Source organism: Erwinia sp. JH02 (assembly GCF_013074405.1).
GTDB lineage: Bacteria > Pseudomonadota > Gammaproteobacteria > Enterobacterales > Enterobacteriaceae > Erwinia > Erwinia rhapontici.
Genome location: NZ_JABANZ010000005.1, coordinates 69,299 through 87,749 on the forward strand (window position 1 = coordinate 69,299; position 18,451 = coordinate 87,749).

General features: G+C 54.7%; 19 protein-coding genes. 11 read left to right on the forward strand and 8 right to left on the reverse strand.

Annotated elements, in window-relative coordinates:
• The 6 genes from gluQRS to panD all read left to right on the forward strand — a co-directional run bounded on the left by gluQRS (window position 1) and on the right by panD (window position 5,356).
• Entirely contained in the window at window positions 1-909 is a 909-nt protein-coding gene (gene gluQRS, locus HHI26_RS12895; protein WP_171149326.1) for a tRNA glutamyl-Q(34) synthetase GluQRS, read from the forward strand.
• Window positions 910-967: 58 nt separating this feature from the next.
• Window positions 968-2,389: a polynucleotide adenylyltransferase PcnB gene (gene pcnB / locus HHI26_RS12900; protein ID WP_207105627.1), complete on the forward strand. Its 1,422-nt coding sequence runs from the start codon at window positions 968-970 to the stop codon at window positions 2,387-2,389.
• The gene (gene folK / locus HHI26_RS12905; protein WP_171149218.1) at window positions 2,386-2,865 is read left to right on the forward strand and encodes a 2-amino-4-hydroxy-6-hydroxymethyldihydropteridine diphosphokinase; all 480 of its coding nucleotides are present in this window, start codon (window positions 2,386-2,388) and stop codon (window positions 2,863-2,865) included. The genes pcnB and folK overlap by 4 nt, the downstream gene beginning before the upstream one ends.
• Window positions 2,866-3,246: 381 nt before the next feature.
• A complete protein-coding gene (gene panB, locus HHI26_RS12910; protein ID WP_171149219.1) occupies window positions 3,247-4,041 on the forward strand; it encodes a 3-methyl-2-oxobutanoate hydroxymethyltransferase in 795 nt (264 codons plus the stop codon).
• A 14-nt stretch (window positions 4,042-4,055) separates the two neighbouring features.
• The gene (gene panC / locus HHI26_RS12915) at window positions 4,056-4,910 is read left to right on the forward strand and encodes a pantoate--beta-alanine ligase (RefSeq protein ID WP_171149220.1); all 855 of its coding nucleotides are present in this window, start codon (window positions 4,056-4,058) and stop codon (window positions 4,908-4,910) included.
• Between the two features lie 65 nt (window positions 4,911-4,975).
• Window positions 4,976-5,356, forward strand: a complete 381-nt coding sequence (gene panD / locus HHI26_RS12920; RefSeq protein ID WP_171149221.1) for an aspartate 1-decarboxylase — start codon at window positions 4,976-4,978, stop codon at window positions 5,354-5,356.
• 91 nt (window positions 5,357-5,447) lie between these two features.
• On the opposite strand, the gene HHI26_RS12925 is transcribed toward panD, so the two are convergent.
• Together HHI26_RS12925 and HHI26_RS12930 are read right to left on the reverse strand one after the other, a co-directional pair.
• The gene (locus tag HHI26_RS12925) at window positions 5,448-6,218 is read right to left on the reverse strand and encodes an ABC transporter permease (protein WP_159336910.1); all 771 of its coding nucleotides are present in this window, start codon (window positions 6,216-6,218) and stop codon (window positions 5,448-5,450) included.
• Window positions 6,215-7,141 carry an ABC transporter ATP-binding protein gene (locus HHI26_RS12930; protein WP_133842231.1) on the reverse strand — a complete coding sequence of 309 codons (927 nt, stop codon included), beginning with the start codon at window positions 7,139-7,141 and terminating at the stop codon, window positions 6,215-6,217. The genes HHI26_RS12925 and HHI26_RS12930 overlap by 4 nt, the downstream gene beginning before the upstream one ends.
• Window positions 7,142-7,248: 107 nt before the next feature.
• On the opposite strand from HHI26_RS12930, the gene can reads away from it, so the two are divergent.
• Window positions 7,249-7,911 carry a carbonate dehydratase gene (gene can, locus HHI26_RS12935; protein WP_133842232.1) on the forward strand — a complete coding sequence of 221 codons (663 nt, stop codon included), beginning with the start codon at window positions 7,249-7,251 and terminating at the stop codon, window positions 7,909-7,911.
• A gap of 58 nt (window positions 7,912-7,969) precedes the next feature.
• Here the strand turns inward: can and hpt are convergent, their stop codons facing one another.
• Window positions 7,970-8,506, reverse strand: a complete 537-nt coding sequence (gene hpt / locus HHI26_RS12940) for a hypoxanthine phosphoribosyltransferase (protein ID WP_133842233.1) — start codon at window positions 8,504-8,506, stop codon at window positions 7,970-7,972.
• 252 nt (window positions 8,507-8,758) lie between these two features.
• On the opposite strand from hpt, the gene HHI26_RS12945 reads away from it, so the two are divergent.
• Entirely contained in the window at window positions 8,759-10,036 is a 1,278-nt protein-coding gene (locus tag HHI26_RS12945) for a cystathionine gamma-synthase family protein (RefSeq protein WP_133842234.1), read from the forward strand.
• 344 nt (window positions 10,037-10,380) lie between these two features.
• Here the strand turns inward: HHI26_RS12945 and cueO are convergent, their stop codons facing one another.
• A complete protein-coding gene (cueO, locus tag HHI26_RS12950) occupies window positions 10,381-11,985 on the reverse strand; it encodes a multicopper oxidase CueO (RefSeq protein WP_171149327.1) in 1,605 nt (534 codons plus the stop codon).
• A 205-nt stretch (window positions 11,986-12,190) separates the two neighbouring features.
• On the opposite strand from cueO, the gene HHI26_RS12955 reads away from it, so the two are divergent.
• From HHI26_RS12955 to speD, 3 genes are all read left to right on the forward strand, one after another.
• On the forward strand, window positions 12,191-12,538 hold the full coding sequence (locus tag HHI26_RS12955; RefSeq protein ID WP_048914955.1) for a YacC family pilotin-like protein: 348 nt from the start codon (window positions 12,191-12,193) through the stop codon (window positions 12,536-12,538).
• Window positions 12,539-12,751: 213 nt separating this feature from the next.
• Entirely contained in the window at window positions 12,752-13,609 is an 858-nt protein-coding gene (speE, locus tag HHI26_RS12960; RefSeq protein WP_171149328.1) for a polyamine aminopropyltransferase, read from the forward strand.
• 27 nt (window positions 13,610-13,636) lie between these two features.
• Window positions 13,637-14,446 (forward strand): adenosylmethionine decarboxylase, encoded by an 810-nt coding sequence (gene speD / locus HHI26_RS12965; RefSeq protein WP_133842235.1) that lies wholly within the window; start codon window positions 13,637-13,639, stop codon window positions 14,444-14,446.
• Window positions 14,447-14,511: 65 nt separating this feature from the next.
• Here the strand turns inward: speD and HHI26_RS12970 are convergent, their stop codons facing one another.
• The 4 genes from HHI26_RS12970 to HHI26_RS12985 all read right to left on the reverse strand — a co-directional run bounded on the left by HHI26_RS12970 (window position 14,512) and on the right by HHI26_RS12985 (window position 18,349).
• On the reverse strand, window positions 14,512-15,087 hold the full coding sequence (locus HHI26_RS12970; protein ID WP_238337036.1) for a hypothetical protein: 576 nt from the start codon (window positions 15,085-15,087) through the stop codon (window positions 14,512-14,514).
• 237 nt (window positions 15,088-15,324) lie between these two features.
• Window positions 15,325-16,086 carry a DeoR/GlpR family DNA-binding transcription regulator gene (locus HHI26_RS12975; protein ID WP_133842236.1) on the reverse strand — a complete coding sequence of 254 codons (762 nt, stop codon included), beginning with the start codon at window positions 16,084-16,086 and terminating at the stop codon, window positions 15,325-15,327.
• 6 nt (window positions 16,087-16,092) lie between these two features.
• The gene (locus tag HHI26_RS12980; protein WP_159336909.1) at window positions 16,093-17,073 is read right to left on the reverse strand and encodes a D-threonate 4-phosphate dehydrogenase; all 981 of its coding nucleotides are present in this window, start codon (window positions 17,071-17,073) and stop codon (window positions 16,093-16,095) included.
• Window positions 17,066-18,349 carry a four-carbon acid sugar kinase family protein gene (locus HHI26_RS12985; protein ID WP_171149222.1) on the reverse strand — a complete coding sequence of 428 codons (1,284 nt, stop codon included), beginning with the start codon at window positions 18,347-18,349 and terminating at the stop codon, window positions 17,066-17,068. Before HHI26_RS12985 ends, HHI26_RS12980 begins: the two co-directional genes overlap by 8 nt.
• Window positions 18,350-18,451 lie beyond the last annotated feature (102 nt).

Sequence of the window (18,451 nt, forward strand, 5' to 3'; positions counted from 1 at the left end):
ATGTCATCATCTTATATTGGGCGCTTCGCCCCCTCCCCGTCTGGCGACCTGCATTTCGGCTCACTGATTGCTGCTTTAGGCAGTTACCTACAGGCACGTGCGCAACGTGGCCTCTGGCGTGTCCGTATTGAAGATATCGACCCTCCCCGCGAAATTCCCGGCGCCGCAACGCGTATCCTGAAGCAGTTGGAAGATCACGGGCTGGAATGGGATGGCGATGTGCTGTGGCAGTCGCAACGCCATGACGCTTACCGTGCAGCACTCCACGATCTGCAACGGCAGGGTCATTGCTATTACTGCACGTGTACCCGTAGCCGGATCCAGCAAACAGGCGGACTGTATGACGGCCACTGCCGCACGCTAGGTCATGGCCCGCATCAGGCTGCGCTGCGTTTAAAAGTCGACCATCCGGTGCTGGCGTTTAACGATCGGCTGCGCGGGCGGGTTGAGGCCGATCCTGCACTGGCACGTGAAGACTTTATTATTCATCGCCGTGATGGGCTCTTTGCCTACAATCTGGCGGTGGTGGTCGACGACCATTTTCAGGGCATCACTGAAGTGGTGCGCGGGGCAGACCTGATTGAACCCACGGTGCGCCAGATAACGTTGTATCAACAGTCTGGCTGGACTGCGCCCGCACATTTACATCTGCCGCTGGTGCTTAATCAAGACAGCAATAAACTGTCCAAGCAAAATCATGCCCCGGCATTGCCCGCAGGCGATTCGCGTCCGGCACTAGTTGACGCATTGCGTTTTCTCGGCCAGACCGTTACCGCTGGCTGGCGCGATTTAACGCTAACAACACTATTACAGCAGGCCGTTGATGGCTGGGATTGCGAAAAAATCCCCATTAACGATGCCAGGCTGGCGCATACCGCGACTTCGGCATTCTCAAACGGCTCACTCTGAGCTATGATTAGCCGCTGTTTTTACTGACCAGATTTCAATGTCACTATCGAGGTGTCCCATTTTTACCCGAGTTGCTAATTTTTGCCGGAAAGTCCTCAGTCGTGATGAGGTGGCGCCAGCCGTGGTCGAGGAAGTGCGCCAGATGGCCATCGTTCCGCGTGACGCCCATAACATCTCGCGCAAGGACATCAGTGAAAATGCCCTCAAGGTTCTGTATCGCCTGAATAAAGCCGGATATGAAGCCTACCTGGTAGGCGGCGGCGTGCGCGATTTGTTGCTGGGTAAAAAACCGAAAGACTTCGATGTGACCACCAATGCCACGCCGGACCAGATGCGCAAGCTGTTCCGCAACTGCCGCCTGGTTGGCCGTCGCTTTCGTCTGGCACACGTGATGTTTGGCCCCGAAATTATCGAGGTTGCCACCTTCCGTGGGCATCACGAAGCCGAACAACAGGTCGCCGATGACCGCAACAGCTCGCAGCGCGGCCAGAACGGCATGCTGCTGCGCGACAATATTTTTGGTTCAATTGAAGATGACGCCCAGCGCCGCGATCTGACCATTAACAGCCTGTATTACAGCGTGGCTGACTTCTCCGTACGTGATTACGTTGGTGGGCTCAGCGATCTGCAGCAAGGCATTATCCGCATGATCGGCGACCCGGAAACCCGCTACCGTGAAGACCCGGTGCGTATGCTGCGCGTAGTGCGTTTTGCCGCCAAACTGGATATGAGCATCGCGGCCGAGACAGGTGAACCTATCCCGCGTCTGGCAACGCTGCTGAATGATATTCCCCCGGCGCGTCTGTTTGAGGAAACCCTTAAACTGTTGCAGGCGGGCTACGGCCACAATACCTACCTGAAACTGCGTGAACACCAGTTGTTCCAGCCGTTGTTCCCAATCATCACTCGCTACTTCACCGAACAGGGTGACAGTAATATGGAGCGGATGATCCTTCAGGTGCTCAAAAACACCGACAGCCGCATCCACAACCAGATGCGTGTTAACCCGGCGTTCCTCTTTGCCGCCATCTTCTGGTACCCACAGCTGGAAGCGGCACAGAAAATTGCTCAGGAAAGCGGCCTCGCTTATTACGATGCCTTCGCCCTGTCGATGAATGATGTGCTGGATGAAGCCTGTCGTTCGCTGGCGATCCCGAAACGTATTACCACGCTGGTGCGTGACATCTGGACGCTGCAACTCCGCCTGTCACGCCGTCACGGCAAACGTGCGTGGAAGCTGATGGAGCATCCTAAGTTCCGTGCCGCCTACGACCTGCTGGCACTGCGTGCTGAAGTGGAACATAACCACGAGCTGCAACGACTGACCACATGGTGGAGCGAGTTCCAGGTTTCTGCGCCACCGCAGCAGAAAACCATGCTCAATACCCTGGGCGACGATCCGGTGCCACGCCGTCGTACGCGCCGTCCGCGTAAACGCGTACCGGGCAGCCCACGTCGCGATCATAATAACGACGCATGATCCGCGTTTATCTGGCGCTGGGCAGTAATCTGGCCGACCCGTTGCATCAGGTGCAGTCTGCACTGAATGCGCTGGCGGCCATTCCCGATACTACGCTGGTTGCCACCTCGTCCCTCTACCGCACCCCACCTTACGGTCCGCCGGATCAGCCTGATTTCCTCAACGCCGCCGTGGCGCTGGATACCCGACTTGACGCTGAATCCCTGCTGAAGCATACCCAGCGTATTGAGCTGGAGCAGGGCCGCGTACGTAAAGCACACCGCTGGGGGCCACGCACCCTCGACCTGGATATCATGCTGTTTGGTGAGCAGACGCTGAACACGCCGCGCCTGACAGTGCCGCATTATGATATGCACAACCGCGCCTTTATGCTGCTGCCGTTACTGGAGATAGCGCCAGAGCTTTGCCTGCCAGATGGCACGCGGCTGGCGGATATTCTGGCCACCCTCGACAGCAGCAGTATCCGGCGCTGGTAAAGCATAAGGGTCGGGCATGCCCGACCCCTACGGAAAAATCGCACGTCTGTTCCCACCCCAACGGAAAAATCGCACGTCTGTTCCCACTCCACGGGAAAATCGCACGTCTGTTCCCACCCCACGGGAAAATCGCACGTCTGTTCCCACTTCTACGGGAAAATCACACGTCTGTTCCCACCTCTACGGGAAAATCACACGTCTGTTCCCTTACCCGTAGGGGCGAGGCACGCCTCGTCCGCGACAGTGCTGACATGCCTCGCCCGCGACCATGCTGACCTGCCTCACCCGCGACCATGCTGACCTGCCTCACCCGCGACAGTGCTGACATCCCTCTTCCCTTCCTTTAAGATACTGCCCAACTGGATTTTATTAGGTGGAATGATGAAACCGACAACTGTCTCGACCCTGCATCAGTGGAAACAACAGGGGCGTAAATTCGCCTCAATTACCGCGTACGATTTCAGTTTCGCCAAACTCTTTGCCGATGAAGGCATTGAAGTGATGCTGGTCGGGGATTCGCTCGGCATGGTCGTACAAGGCCATGACTCCACACTGCCCGTGACGGTTGCAGATATTGCCTATCACACTCAGGCAGTGCGCCGTGGCAGCGCCAATGCCCTGCTGCTCGCCGATCTGCCGTTTATGAGTTACGCCACACCGCAACAGACTTTTGATAACGCCGCGCAGTTGATGCGTGCCGGGGCCAATATGGTCAAACTGGAAGGCGGGAAATGGCTGGCAGAAACGGTAAAACAGCTGACTGAACGCGCAGTGCCCGTTTGCGGGCATCTGGGTCTGACGCCCCAGTCGGTCAATATTTTCGGCGGCTACAAAGTCCAGGGGCGCTCCAGCAGCGATGCTGAACGCCTGCTGGATGATGCGCTGGCGCTGGAAGCCGCAGGTATGCAGCTGGTCGTACTGGAGTGCGTGCCGGTTGCACTGGCGCAGCGTATTACCGAAGCACTGACCATTCCAACCATCGGCATTGGTGCGGGTAACGTTACCGATGGTCAGATCCTGGTGATGCACGACGCCTTTGGCATCACCGGCGGCCATATCCCCAAATTCGCCAAGAACTTCCTCGCTGAGGCTGGAGAGATCCGCGCCGCAGTGCGTCAGTATGTGGCCGAAGTGGAAGCCGGAAGCTATCCGGCTGCCCAACACAGTTTCCAGTAACCGAGGAGTAAGCCGTGCTGATTATTGAAACCCTGCCAATGCTGCGCCGTGAAGTGCGGCGCTGGCGCCAGGATGGCAAGCGCATCGCGCTGGTTCCCACGATGGGTAACCTGCATGACGGGCACATGACGCTGGTCGACGAAGCACGCGCGAATGCCGATATCGTCGTGGTGTCGATTTTCGTTAACCCGATGCAGTTCGAACGCGCTGATGACCTGGCACGCTACCCGCGTACGTTGCAGGAAGATTGCGAAAAGCTAAATCGCCGTGGCGTTGACCTGGTGTTCTCTCCTGCCCCTGGCGACGTTTACCCGCAAGGCCTGGGTGAACAGACCTTCGTTGAGGTTCCCGGCCTCTCCACGCTGCTGGAAGGTGCCAGCCGTCCCGGTCACTTCCGTGGCGTCTCCACCATCGTCAGCAAGCTGTTTAATCTGGTGCAGCCCGACCTCGCGTGCTTTGGCGAAAAAGATTATCAGCAACTGGCGCTGATCCGCAAAATGGTGGCGGATATGGGCTACGATATTGACATCGTTGGTGTGCCAACCGTGCGCGCCAAAGATGGCCTGGCGCTCAGTTCGCGTAACGGCTATCTCACCGCCGATGAGCGCAAAATTGCGCCCGTGGTGAGCAAGGTCATGAACGGTATTGCGGAAAAACTGAGCCAGGGTGAACGCCATGTGGACACACTGATTGCAGAAGCCGAAAACGCCCTCAGCGATCAGGGGTTACAGCCTGACGGCCTGGCGATTGTCGATGCCGATACGCTGCGACCGCTGAATGTCGACAGCCAGCGCGCAGTCATCCTGATGGCGGCGTGGTTGGGTAAAGCGCGTTTGATTGATAACCAACAGGTTGATCTGACGCAGTAGACAGCCGCGCCCTCTCAGGCAATACTGACGACCGTTTTTTTGAATTGATTGCAGAGTGACTTTTTATGAACCGTACTATGTTGCAGGGCAAACTTCACCGGGTCAAAGTGACTCAGGCGGACCTGAATTACGAAGGTTCCTGCGCCATCGACCAGGACTTCCTCGACGCTTCCGGCATTCTGCAATACGAAGCGATTGATATCTATAACGTGAACAACGGCCAGCGTTTTTCCACCTATGCGATTGCTGCCGAACGGGGTTCAAAAATCATTTCGGTGAACGGTGCGGCAGCGCGCTGTGCCTGCGAAGGGGACCTGCTGATTATCTGTTCTTACGTGCAGATGTCCGATGCCGAAGCGCGTGAATGGCAGCCTAAAGTGGCCTATTTTGAAGGCGACAACCAGATGAAGCGCCTGGCGAAAGCCGTGCCGGTTCAGGTCGCGTAAGTGATATTTAACGGGCCGATCGGAAAAATGATCGGCCCCTTTGTGACCTGTAGGGGTTGACCCTCTTTTTCGGTCAACCCGCTATCTCACATTAAGTACGTAACCCGCGTCCCCGCTGAATTAACACCCACACCAGCGCATAGAACACCACGATAAACGCCACCAGCACGCCCAGCGTAAACACCAGAGGCACATCGTTAATCCCCAGGAAACCATAGCGGAAGCCACTGATCATATAGACAATCGGGTTCAGCTTAGACACCATCTGCCAGACCGGTGGCAACAGCGTCAGCGAGTAGAACACGCCCCCCAAATAGGTCAGCGGCGTCAGCACAAAGGTCGGGATCAGACTGATATCATCGAAGGTCCGGGCAAATACGGCGTTCAGCAGACCCGCCAGTGAGAACAGCACCGCCGTCAGCACCAGCGTAACCGCCACCATCAGCCATGAATGCACCTGGAACGGCACGAAGAACAGTGAAATCGCCGTCACCAGCACACCCACACAGATACCGCGCGCCACACCGCCGCCCACGTATCCGGCAATGATCACGTGCGTCGGCACCGGTGCCACCAGCAGTTCTTCAATGTTGCGCTGGAACTTGGCGCTGAAGAAGGATGAGGCCACGTTGGCATAGGCATTGGTGATCACCGCCATCATGATCAAACCCGGCACGATAAACTGCATATAGCTGAAACCGTGCATTTCACCGATGCGCGAACCAATCAGGTTGCCGAAAATAATGAAATAGAGCGTCATAGTGATCACCGGCGGCACCAGCGTCTGAATCCAGATGCGCGCGAAACGATTCACTTCCTTGCCCCAGATGCTTTTCAGCGCCACCCAGTACAAATGTGTCATGCTTTATCTCCTTTGCGACCGTTCACCAGGTCGACAAACAGCTCCTCAAGACGGTTGGCTTTGTTGCGCATACTGAGCACCTGCACCCCCTGATGGCTCAGCTGGCTGAACACACTGTTCAGCCCCTGCTCACGCAGCACTTCCACTTCCAGCGTTGAGGTATCCGCCAGACGATACTGGAATCCTTCCAGCTTCGGCAGCGGGCTTTTTGGCGCGAGGTCGAGGATAAAGGTTTCTGATTTCAGCTTAGAGAGCAGGCCTTTCATCGAGGTGTTTTCCACCAGCTCACCGCGCTGGATAATGCCGATATTGCGGCACAGCATCTCGGCTTCTTCCAGATAGTGGGTGGTGAGAATAATGGTGGTGCCCTGGGCGTTCAGCTCCTGCAGGAAAGTCCACATTGAGCGACGCAACTCGATGTCGACACCCGCGGTGGGTTCATCGAGGATCAGCAGCTTAGGCTCATGCATCAGCGCACGGGCAATCATTAAACGGCGCTTCATCCCACCGGAGAGCATCCGCGCACGTTCGTTGCGTTTCTCCCACAGATCCAGCTGTTTGAGATACTTTTCAGCGCGTTTCTGCGCTTCCGGTTTTTCCACGCCGTACAGTCCAGCCTGGCTGACCACAATCTGTAGCACCGTTTCAAACTGGTTAAAGTTGAATTCCTGCGGCACCAGGCCCAGTTGACGCTTAGCGTTAACCACATCCTGCTGGAGGTCGTAGCCAAACACGCGCACCTTACCGGCGGTTTTATTGACCAGCGAACTGATAATGCCAATGGTGGTGGACTTCCCTGCGCCGTTAGGCCCCAGCAGTGCATAGAAGTCACCGGCTTCTACCGCAAGGTCGATTCCTTTGAGCGCCTGAACCCCACCTGCGTAGGTTTTGGTTAGCTTTTCAAGCTCCAGTGCATAAGTCATAGATTAAAGAGTGCCCTGTTTTGTTGTGGTTTCTTGTTTGTCATTTTCAATTGCGCCGCATTACCCTATATTACTGTACGCATTTCGAGTTATTGGCCGACACCATTATGAAAGACATTGATACCCTTATCAGCAACAACCGCCAGTGGTCCAGGTTGCTGAAAGAGGAAGATCCCGGTTTCTTTGAGCGCCTTGCTCAGGCACAAAACCCCCGTTTTCTCTGGATTGGCTGTTCAGACAGCCGCGTACCTGCCGAGCGCCTGACCGGGCTGGAGCCGGGTGAACTGTTCGTTCACCGTAACGTCGCTAACCTGGTGATCCATACTGACTTAAACTGTCTTTCGGTCGTGCAATACGCGGTTGAAGTGCTGGAAGTGGAACACATTATTATTTGTGGTCACTACGGCTGCGGCGGCGTTAAAGCGGCAGTTGAAAATCCAGAGCTTGGCCTGATCAACAACTGGCTGCTGCATATTCGCGATTTGTGGTACAAGCATAGTTCGTTACTGGGTGAGCTGCCGCCAGAAAAGCGTTTCGACAAACTGTGTGAAATCAACGTGATTGAGCAGGTGTATAACCTGGGTCATTCGACCGTGATGCAGTCAGCGTGGAAACGCGGGCAGAAGGTCAATATTCATGGCTGGGTTTACGGCATCATGGATGGTTATCTGCGCGATCTTGGCGTCAGCTCAACCAATCGTGAAACCCTGGAACAGCGCTATCGCCAGGGCATTGCTAACCTGCTCAATGACCCGGACCTTAATCCTTAAGCGGCACATATTATTATAGGCCGGAGGATCCGGCCTTGGTCGATTGTGCTCTGCCGGATTATTCGTCCAGCATGACCACTTTGCCCACATAGGGCAGGTGGCGATAGCGCTGAGCGTAGTCAATACCGTAGCCCACCACAAACTCATCGGGGATGGCGAAGCCGACATATTCGACTGGCACATCCACTTCACGACGCGACGGTTTATCCAACAGGGTACAGATCGCCAGCGACTTCGGCCCACGCAGGCTAAAGATCTCACGCACTTTGCTCAACGTATTGCCTGAATCGATAATATCTTCAACGATCAGCACGTCTTTGCCACGGATATCTTCATCCAGATCTTTCAGGATTTTCACATCACGCGTGCTTGAGGTGCCATTGCCGTAGCTGGACGCCGTCATAAAGTCGACTTCGTGAGAAACATCAATGGTGCGGCACAGGTCGGCCATAAACATAAAGGAGCCACGCAGCAGGCCCACCAGCACCATGTCGCTGCCGCTGTCACGGTAGTGGTCACTGATTTGCTTGCCGAGTTCGGCAACGCGGGATTTGATCTCAGCTTCGGAGATCATCACTTCAACGGTGTGTTTCATAGATAGTGGTTCGTCGATTGCTCAGGGAAAGCGGTGAAGTTTATCACACTTCAGCGCTTTCCCTCACTGTTGCGCAACGTCGCTTACTCACTTCTCGCCACAGACATATAGACTGCCATACGTTCAGATAGCCCTATTTCATATGGCTTTTTGATTTAACCATAGAGCGATTATTCATTTATCTCTCACTCCTGCCCCATGCTAGCTTATGCGCAACAATAATAAGTCACAGGCCTGATAGCCGGAGTTTGCATGCCTTCTTCACATTCGAAAAAAACACATATCGGTAACCGCGAGCTACATCCTGAAACCCAGATGCTCAACTATGGCTATGATCCGTCATTGTCAGAAGGCGCGGTCAAACCGCCGGTGTTTCTCACCTCCACGTTCGTATTTAACAGCGCAGAAGAGGGGCGGGACTTCTTTGACTATGTTTCCGGCCGCCGTGAACCGCCTGCCGGCGAGGGCAACGGGCTGGTCTACTCGCGCTTTAACCATCCGAACAGCGAGATAGTTGAAGACCGCCTGGCAATTTATGAACGCACCGACAGCGCTGCGTTGTTCTCTTCCGGCATGTCAGCGATCTCCACCACGCTGCTGGCTTTCGTCAAACCGGGCGATACCATCCTGCATTCACAGCCGCTGTATGGCGGCACAGAGACGCTGCTGAGTAAAACCTTCCGTAATCTGGGCGTTTCGACGCTTGGCTTTGCGGATGGTGTGAACGAAGCCGTGGTGCAAGCCGCCGCTGAAGAAGCGATGAAGCTGGGACGGGTATCGGTGATCCTGATTGAATCCCCGGCAAACCCGACCAACAGCCTGGTGGATATTGCGCTGATTAAGCGTGTAGCCGACCATATTGAGCGCCAGCAGCAGCATCGCCCGGTGATCGCCTGCGATAACACCCTGCTCGGCCCGGTGTTTTCACGCCCGACGGAACACGGTGCCGATATTTCTCTCTACTCACTGACCAAATACGTAGGCGGCCACTCCGACCTGATTGCCGGAGCCGCCATGGGCAGCAAGGCGTTAATCCGCCAGGTGAAAGCCCTGCGCAGTGCCATTGGCACCCAACTGGACCCGCATTCCAGCTGGATGATTGGTCGCTCGCTGGAGACGCTGGCGCTGCGTATGGAGCGCGCCAACGATAACGCCACGGCGGTTGCTGAGTTCCTGCGCAGCCATCCGCAGGTGGAGCACGTCCATTATTTGCCGTTCCTGGACCCGGCCTCCCCAGAGGGCAAGGTGTATACCACTCAGTGCAGCGGCGCAGGCTCGACCTTCTCCTTTGATATTCGCGGCGGCGAGGCAGCAGCGTTCCGTTTCCTCAACAGTCTGCAACTGTTTAAGCTGGCGGTGAGCCTGGGCGGCACCGAATCCCTCGCCAGCCACCCGGCCAGCACCACCCACTCCGGCGTACCGCTTGATGTGCGCAACCGTTTTGGTATCACCTCATCCACCATTCGTCTGTCGATTGGTATTGAGAATAAAGATGATTTGATTGAAGACGTCAGGTTATCGCTGGGCTAAACGTGTTATCCGCAGCGCAGAGAAGCTCTCGTTTGTAGAGCGCGAGATATAACGTTTTGCGCTGCGCCAGCCCAATGCAGGGGCGGACCCTTTTTCCGGTCCGCCTTTTCTAAGCTGCCTGTACGGCAGTGAACGCAGTGTTTCATAATCGTGGAAAAGGAACGTATTTCTAAGCTGCCTGTACGGCAGTGAACCCGTTAGCTTACAACGCTAACCTGTTAACTTAATTACCTTTTATCACTTTTTATCATGCCAGACCCTTTTTTCATCGCCATATCCCTATACTGATATAAATCAGTTAGATAAAAACACATCTAAAAAAAGGGTCTGTCACACCGTGGTGATTACGCCACGGTAAAGCCCAGCATCATGCCGGTATCTTCATGCTCCAGCAGATGGCAGTGCGCCATATAGGCATTGGCGGCATCGGCCTGATGGTTGAAGCGCACCAGCACCTCGCTGCGCCAGCCCTCAACACGAACGGTGTCTTTCCAGCCGCTGCGATGTGGCGCAGGGGGTTTGCCATTTTCCGACAGGATACGGAACTGGGTGCCGTGAATATGGAACGGATGCAGCATCTCATCGCCTTCACCTGAAATGGTCCACTTCTCATACACGCCCTTCGCGACCTCAAACGAGGGTTTATCCATATTAAAGGCCACGCCGTTGATCTGATTACCGTTATGGAAATCATAGCCTTTCACCGGTTTTGCATGATCCATTCCGGCCATGTTGCCGTGATCCATTCCAGCCATATCAGATTTCGCCGGGCTTGCCGGTTTATCGCTGTCGTGCCCGTCCATCGCCATACCCGCCATTGACGCATGTCCGTATTTTTCCATCAGCGCCATCATGCCGCGACGGTCGAGTTCCGGATCCATCATTAATTGCATCCAGCGAGTTTTAAGCCCGTCAGTCGCAGGAACAGCGGGCATATCCACCAGCTTGTCCGGTAGCGTTCCGCTGGCCAACACCCGCAATGGGTTGATCGACAACACCGGCAACGGCTGATCAAAGGGCTTCAGTGTCATGCCCATCTGACGCACCGGCAGCGTTTGCAGATCGAAAGGTTTACCGTCAGAGGTATCTACCAGCACTTCATAACGTTCACCCGGCAGCATCGGCAGCTCGCTGACCTGCACGGGCTCAGCCAGCAGGCCGCCATCACTGGCAATCACATACATCGGGCGCTGATCGCTGGTGGTCAGATTGAGCGAACGGGCATTACAGCCATTTAGCAGACGCAGGCGCAGCCAGCCTCGCGGTACGCCGGTCTGCGGGTAGATAGCCCCATTCGTCAGCATCGTGTCGCCAAACCAGCCCACCGCCGCACTCATAATATCCAACTGGTAATCGATCTGGCTGCCGTCAGCACTCAGTCGCTTATCCTGTAAAATCACGGGAATGTCATCAACGCCCCACTGTTGGGGCAGCAGCAGCTTGCCGCTTTCCGGGTCGTTGATCAGCACCAGCCCAGCCAGTCCTTGCGCGACCTGGTAACCGGTACGGCCATGTTGATGCGGATGGAACCAGCAGGTCGCCGCCGGTTGATCGGGCGTGAATGTCACCCGGCGGCTGCTGTTCGGCGCGATCCGCGCCTGTGGCCCACCGTCGACGTTGCCCGGCAGTTCCAGACCGTGCCAGTGCACCGTCGTCGTTTCGGGCAGACGATTATGCACGGTGATGTTGACCTCTTTGCCACGATCCAGTTGGATCGCCGGGCCAAGCAGGCTGCCATTATAGCCCCAGCTTGGCACGTTTTTACCGCGCCACAGGCTGTTACCGGTCTGGGCAATCAGGGTGATTTCACTGCGCGCATCGGCCGTCAGTAACGTGGGTATCGGCAACAGCGGGCGCTGTTCAGCCGCCATTAATGAACGGCTCCACAGTGGCAAGGCACTGGCTGCGCCGATAGCGGCGCTTAATTTGATAAAATCACGACGTTGCATCATCCATTCCTTATTCAGTCCTTGTGTAAGATGTCTGTGTCAGATATCGATAGCGACCGACAGCATAAACCCTGCCCCAGCGGGAAGGTCAAGCCCGTTAAAAGATTGCGGGATAAGCCCTTCAGGACTTTTCTGTCTTAAAAGTGGCTGGCACCCGGCCTGAACTGTGCTAACGTCAAGCTATTGCACACGTATGAGATAAACCATGAAGAAAAGCATCAAGGCTCTGTTGCTGTTAGGGCTGTTTGGCTTCTCCTCCACCAGTTTCGCCCTCAGCGAATCGGAAGCAGAAGATTTGGCAGATTTAACCGCCGTATTTGTTTATTTGAAAAACGATTGTGGTTATCAGGATCTCCCCGACGGGCAAATTCGCCGTGCATTGGTGTTTTTCGCACAGCAAAATCGTTGGGATTTAACCAATTACAACAGTTTTAATATGAAAGCATTAGGTGAAGACAGCTATCGCGATCTCAGTGGTATTGCCGTACCGAACGATACTAAGTGTAAATCTCTGGCGCGTGACTCTCTGAGCCTGCTGGCCTACGTGAAGTAATTGTTCTCTCGCCCTCCTGCTGCTGATTTGACCGTGCAACTGCGGTCATTAATCGCTATGATACTGGCCCATTTTTCGCGGCTGTTATATTCGCCCTGATTCAGCCTGCACCTGCGCAGGCCACGTTTGCTCCCCCGTCACACAGTGTTCACACGGGTGCCGCCGGGCTGCAACGTGCATGACGGAGAGTATATGAGGATGAAAACCCCCACCATGACCGATAAAGAAATGTGGTATGAAACGCTTCATGCCGGATTCGGGCAGTATTTTTCTGTCGACAACGTACTGTATCGCGAGCAGACCGAACACCAGGATCTGATTATCTTTCAGAATGCGGCATTAGGCCGGGTAATGGCGCTGGACGGCGTAGTACAAACCACCGAACGCGATGAGTTTATCTATCACGAGATGATGACACACGTTCCGTTGCTGGCCCACGGGGCCGCAAAGCGAGTGCTGATCATCGGCGGCGGTGACGGAGCCATGCTGCGTGAAGTCTCCCGGCATAAAAACATCGAACAGATTACGATGGTTGAAATCGATGCTGGCGTGGTGACCTTCTGCAAAGAACACCTGCCGAACCACAGCCAGGGCGCCTATGACGACCCGCGCTTTACCCTGGTGATTGACGATGGCGTGAACTTCGTTACACAGACCAGCGAAAAATTCGATGTGATTATCTCTGACTGCACCGACCCGATTGGGCCGGGAGAAAGCCTGTTTACTTCAGACTTTTATGAAGGCTGCCACCGCTGCCTGAACCCGAATGGCATCTTCGTGGCACAAAACGGCGTCTGTTTCCTGCAGCAAGATGAAGCGGTGAACAGCCATCGCAAACTCAGCCACTATTTCGCTGATGTCAGCTTCTACCAGGCCGCGATCCCGACCTACTACGGCGGCATTATGACCTTCGCCTGGGCCAGTGATAATCCGGCGCTGCGCCAGCTCGATGCCGCGACGATTGCTTCACGCTTTGCACAAGCAGGCCTGAACTGCCGTTACTACAATCCGGCGATCCACACTGGCAGCTTTGCCCTGCCGCAATATCTGTTAAATGCGCTGGCCGACTAACCAGGTATTTCAAGGGGGTGAACTAAATTGCAAAAGCTTAAACTACATGGCTTCAACAACCTGACGAAAAGCCTGAGTTTTTGTATCTACGATATCTGTTACGCAAACACCGATGCGGAGCGTGACGGATATATTGCATACATTGATGAGCAGTATAATGCTAACCGCCTGACCGAGATCCTGAGCGAGACCTGCTCAATTATCGGTGCCAACGTGCTGAATATCGCGCGTCAGGATTATGAACCCCAGGGGGCCAGCGTTACGATTCTGGTCAGTGAAGAGCCGATCGATCCGCGCGACATCGACACCTCCGAACATCCTGGCCCGCTGCCCAACTCCGTTGTGGCGCACCTCGACAAAAGTCATATCTGCGTACACACCTACCCGGAAAGCCATCCTGAAGGCGGTCTGTGTACCTTCCGTGCAGATATTGAAGTCTCGACCTGTGGTGTCATTTCACCACTGAAAGCGTTGAACTATTTAATTCATCAGCTGGAATCCGATATTGTCACCATCGATTATCGCGTGCGTGGGTTTACCCGCGATGTGAACGGGGTGAAACACTTCATCGATCACGAGATTAACTCTATTCAGAATTTCATGTCGGATGATATGAAATCGATGTACGACATGATGGATGTGAATGTGTATCAGGAAAATATCTTCCACACCAAAATGCTGTTGAAAGAGTTCGATCTGAAACACTATCTGTTCAATACCGAACCCGCCGATCTGAGTCCACAGGAACATAAACGCATTACGGATTTACTGTGGAAAGAGATGCGTGAGATTTATTACGGCCGCAATATTCCGTCGTTGGGATTAAAAACGCAGTAACTGGTTGGGTGTATTGATATCCGCAAAAAGGCGACCTTCGGGTCGCTTTTTATCAAAAAAAGCTTTTAATGATAAACAAATTCATACTCAACGATATAAGAACCAATATGATTCACTTTTGCCGTCACCCATACACGATCCATCCCTTGCCTACGTTTATAGCTTAGCTCTTTTTTATTAGTACAAAGTTGTAACCATCTGTTGGTGTGAGGATCTTTAATCCAGAGTCCTGCTTCGCAATGACCAGATTTTCCTCTCGATGGACCAGGAAAAACCACCTCATACTCTGACTCATAACGGATTAAATTATCAGGGAAGCAATAAATATAGACATCGAAAATATTCAACACGCAGATAAAGCCAAAACAGAAACCACCAAAGAACATCTCCAGAACATACTTCGGTGTTTTATTGACTGGGCGTCTGTAAACCGTTCTCCCCGCAAAAAAAAGCCCAATAACTGCTCCAGTGGTGATATACACCATCCATTCAGGAACAAACTCCATCAAAACAGTTCGATGTGATAGGATGGAAGCCCATATCATGTACCAGAACCAAAGACCCATTACCAAAAACATGGCCAAAACTGTCATGTTCACTTTTGAAAAAATACTTTTTTTAGAATAAAAAAATGGGTTCATCCCTATCCCAACTCATTCCCTTAAAAGGGATAATTAATTCAGAACCATCAAATATTACACAGCTTTATCTGGCTATTCAAAAAAAATTGCCATCGGGTAAAGTTAAACATAGTGAAAAAAGGTTTATCAGGTGCGCATGACTACACAGTGATGATATTCAAAGTTGGGATTAATCCCAACTTTGAGGACGGAAGGCTTAAGGTTTTCAATCGTGGAGGTGAGTTCAGAGCCTTGTGGTTACAGCGCCAGCCTCAGCGTAAAGTCCTGCTCACTCAACTCACTCTGAGATTCATCGGTTAGCAGCCTGTCGGTAATAATATCCGTCAGTTGCTGAAGCGGTGCCGCCTGAAACAGCGACCAGGAACCGTACTTACTGCTGTCGGCCAGCAGCACCCGGCGGCGCGCATTGGCCAGCAGGTCCTGCTTCAGTCCGGCTTTCTCTTCCGTCGGTGCCGTGATGCCCTTCTCCAGGCTCCAGGAGTTACAGCTGACAAAAGCGATATCCGGATAGATATTACGCAGCAGACGGCGTCCGTGCTCACCAATACAGGACTGACTGGAGTCGTCGATGCGCCCGCCGATAATCGTCACTTCAATCTGCTTAAACTCGGAAAGAAACAACGCGATATGCAAATCAGCCGTGATCACCCGCAGCGGCAAATGCGTCAGCTGACGTGCCAGCTCCAGCATGGTGGTGCCGGCATCCAGCACCACAGCATCACCGGATTTCACCAGGCTGGCCGCGGTATGCGCAATAACCCGTTTCTCTGCCAGATGGCGCTGCATCTTCTCAACCGTGGTGGGCTGATTGGGAATAAAGCGGTTCAGGGTTACCCCACCGTGGCTACGGCTGATCACCCCTTCCTGATCGAGTTTTATAAGGTCGCGTCGGATGGTGGCGGGTGACGCCGCAATGGCAGCCACCAGCTGTTCGACCGTGACCAGATTATGACTTTTCAGATAGTCCATAATCTGATCGAGGCGGCTTTGTCCCTTCATATGTCCTTATGCAAGCTGCATCGCTAACTGAATAGAGATCGCCATGCTGGCAGAGTTCGCTTTTCCTGTCCAGGCAATATCAAACGCCGTGCCGTGGTCTGCCGAGGTACGAATAAACGGCAGCCCGGCGGTAATATTGACCCCATCGTAAAAGCCCAACAGCTTAAGCGGAATGTGCCCCTGATCGTGATACATCGCGACGACAATATCGTACTGGCCTTCCTGGCACTGGAGGAAAACGGTATCCGGCGGGCACGGCCCGGTCACGTTCAGCCCTTGCGCTTTCATCGCCTCTACCGATGGGCCGACGATAGTGATCTCTTCATCGCCAAACAGGCCATTTTCACCCGCATGCGGATTCACCCCGGCCACGGCAATACGCGGGTTCTCAAAACCAACGCGCCTGAGGAAAGTATCTGCCATACCGATCACCGTCTCAACGCGTTCGCGCCCCAGGGTATCAAGGAACTGACGTAGCGCAATATGCGTGGTGACGTGGATCACCTTCAGCTTGTCGGTATACAGCACCATCGCGTAATTTTTGCTGTCGGTCAGCTTCGCCAGCAGTTCGGTATGCCCGGGATAAAGATGCCCGGCAGAGTGCAGCGCTTCTTTATTTAACGGGGCGGTGGCAATCGCCTGTACTTCCCCCGCCAGCGCCAGTTCCGTGGCACGTTTAACGCAGCGGTACGCCAGATCACCCGCTTCCGACTGCACGACTCCGGGCTTCAGGGCAGCCGGATCGGTCAGCGGTTCATCGATAACATTGATAATACCAGGGGCGAAGTGAGCATCGGCCACGCGATCCAGCACGCGCAGTTCTGCCTGTGGGGTAATATTCAGGCTCAGCACGCGCCGCAGGGTACTGGCACAGCCCACCACCACTGCCGGAACCCCGGACAGCTCACCGCTGGCCAGTGATTTGATAATGATTTCCGGACCGATACCTGCCGGGTCGCCCATAGTGATCGCAATAATTTTACTCACTCGATTTCTCCTCAATAAAACGAATAACGTCGACCAGGGTGTTTGCATCACCGAAGCCACCGGCTTTGGTCATCACCAGCAAGGGTTCAGTCACATTTAATAAGCGGCCCCAGGGCACACAGCCCGCAATCTGGCCTTGAATCTGGAATCCACTGGCACCCAGCCCGCGCGCCACGGCGATCGCCACGTCACCGCCGGAAAGATACAACCCGCCAGGCTGGGCTTCTGCCAGCACTTCAGCCGTGAGCTGTGCCAGTAGCTGGCAAATTTCTTCACCCAGTTGAGCACGGCTCAGCTGATGTTCTTCACACAGTGCAGCAATCGCTTCACGCTGCCCGTTATGCTGGCAGGTGCGGACCACACAGTGCTGCCCGGCGCGCAATGCCTTGGTCACGGTCTGGCGCCAGGTGGGAAACGATACCCAACGCGGGCGAGAAAACAGTTCGGCAATATCGATATCCACCAGCGTCACGGGATGCTGCTGCTGAATCCGGTCAATTTGCTGACGGGCAATGTCACTCATCGAGCCCACCACTGCCAGCAGCGGTGACGGGTGGCGATCCACCAGCAACGCCGTCAGAGCATCACTCAGCCCGGCAGCACCGACCAGCAGCGGACGCTGTGCCAGGTGGGACGCTGCCTGCGCAATGCGCTGTAAGTCATCATCGGTTTCTGCATCCACCACCAGCAGCGACGGTGTGCTGTCGGCGGCCTGTTGCATCAGCGCCAGCAGCTGTGGCCCGCGCACCTGCGCCAGCGTCAGGCCGCCGCAAGGCAATGTGCTCTGCTCCAATAACCGCCGGGCAATGTTCGCTGTTGTCACCGGCGTTTTCGGGTCGCTGGCAAATTCGGTCTCGGTCAGTCGCAAGCCGTGAATAAAGCACTCGCCGTCGCGGGTAATGCGCCCCAGCCGTGGAACCGCCGGAACTACCAGCGCCAGCGATGCACCGCTGGCCAGCAGAGCCGCTTCGGTTTCTGCGCCCAGATTGCCGCGCAGAGTGGAATCCATCTTCTTAAACAGCCAGCCTTCGCGGGCAACCGGCGACCAGTGCATCAGCGCACGATGCACCCGCTCTGCAGCATCCTGGGCAGAGAGCGCGCGGCTGTCCGTGCTGACCACCCAGACGTCGGCCTGCTCGTCACCACGCGGTGACTGGCTGTCAAAAAGCACATTCACCCGCGCTCCCGCTCTGGCCAGCCCGCTGCCCGCATCATTGGCCCCGGTAAAATCATCCGCAATCACCAGTACCGGCGTTTGCCATTTACGCTGCGTCATCGCCACTCCTGTACGGAACATTGAGGTGCCTGTCTGTGAAGAGAGGTTCAGGACACCACTCATTATCTGAATATGATTATATTCAATCACATTTGATTAAAT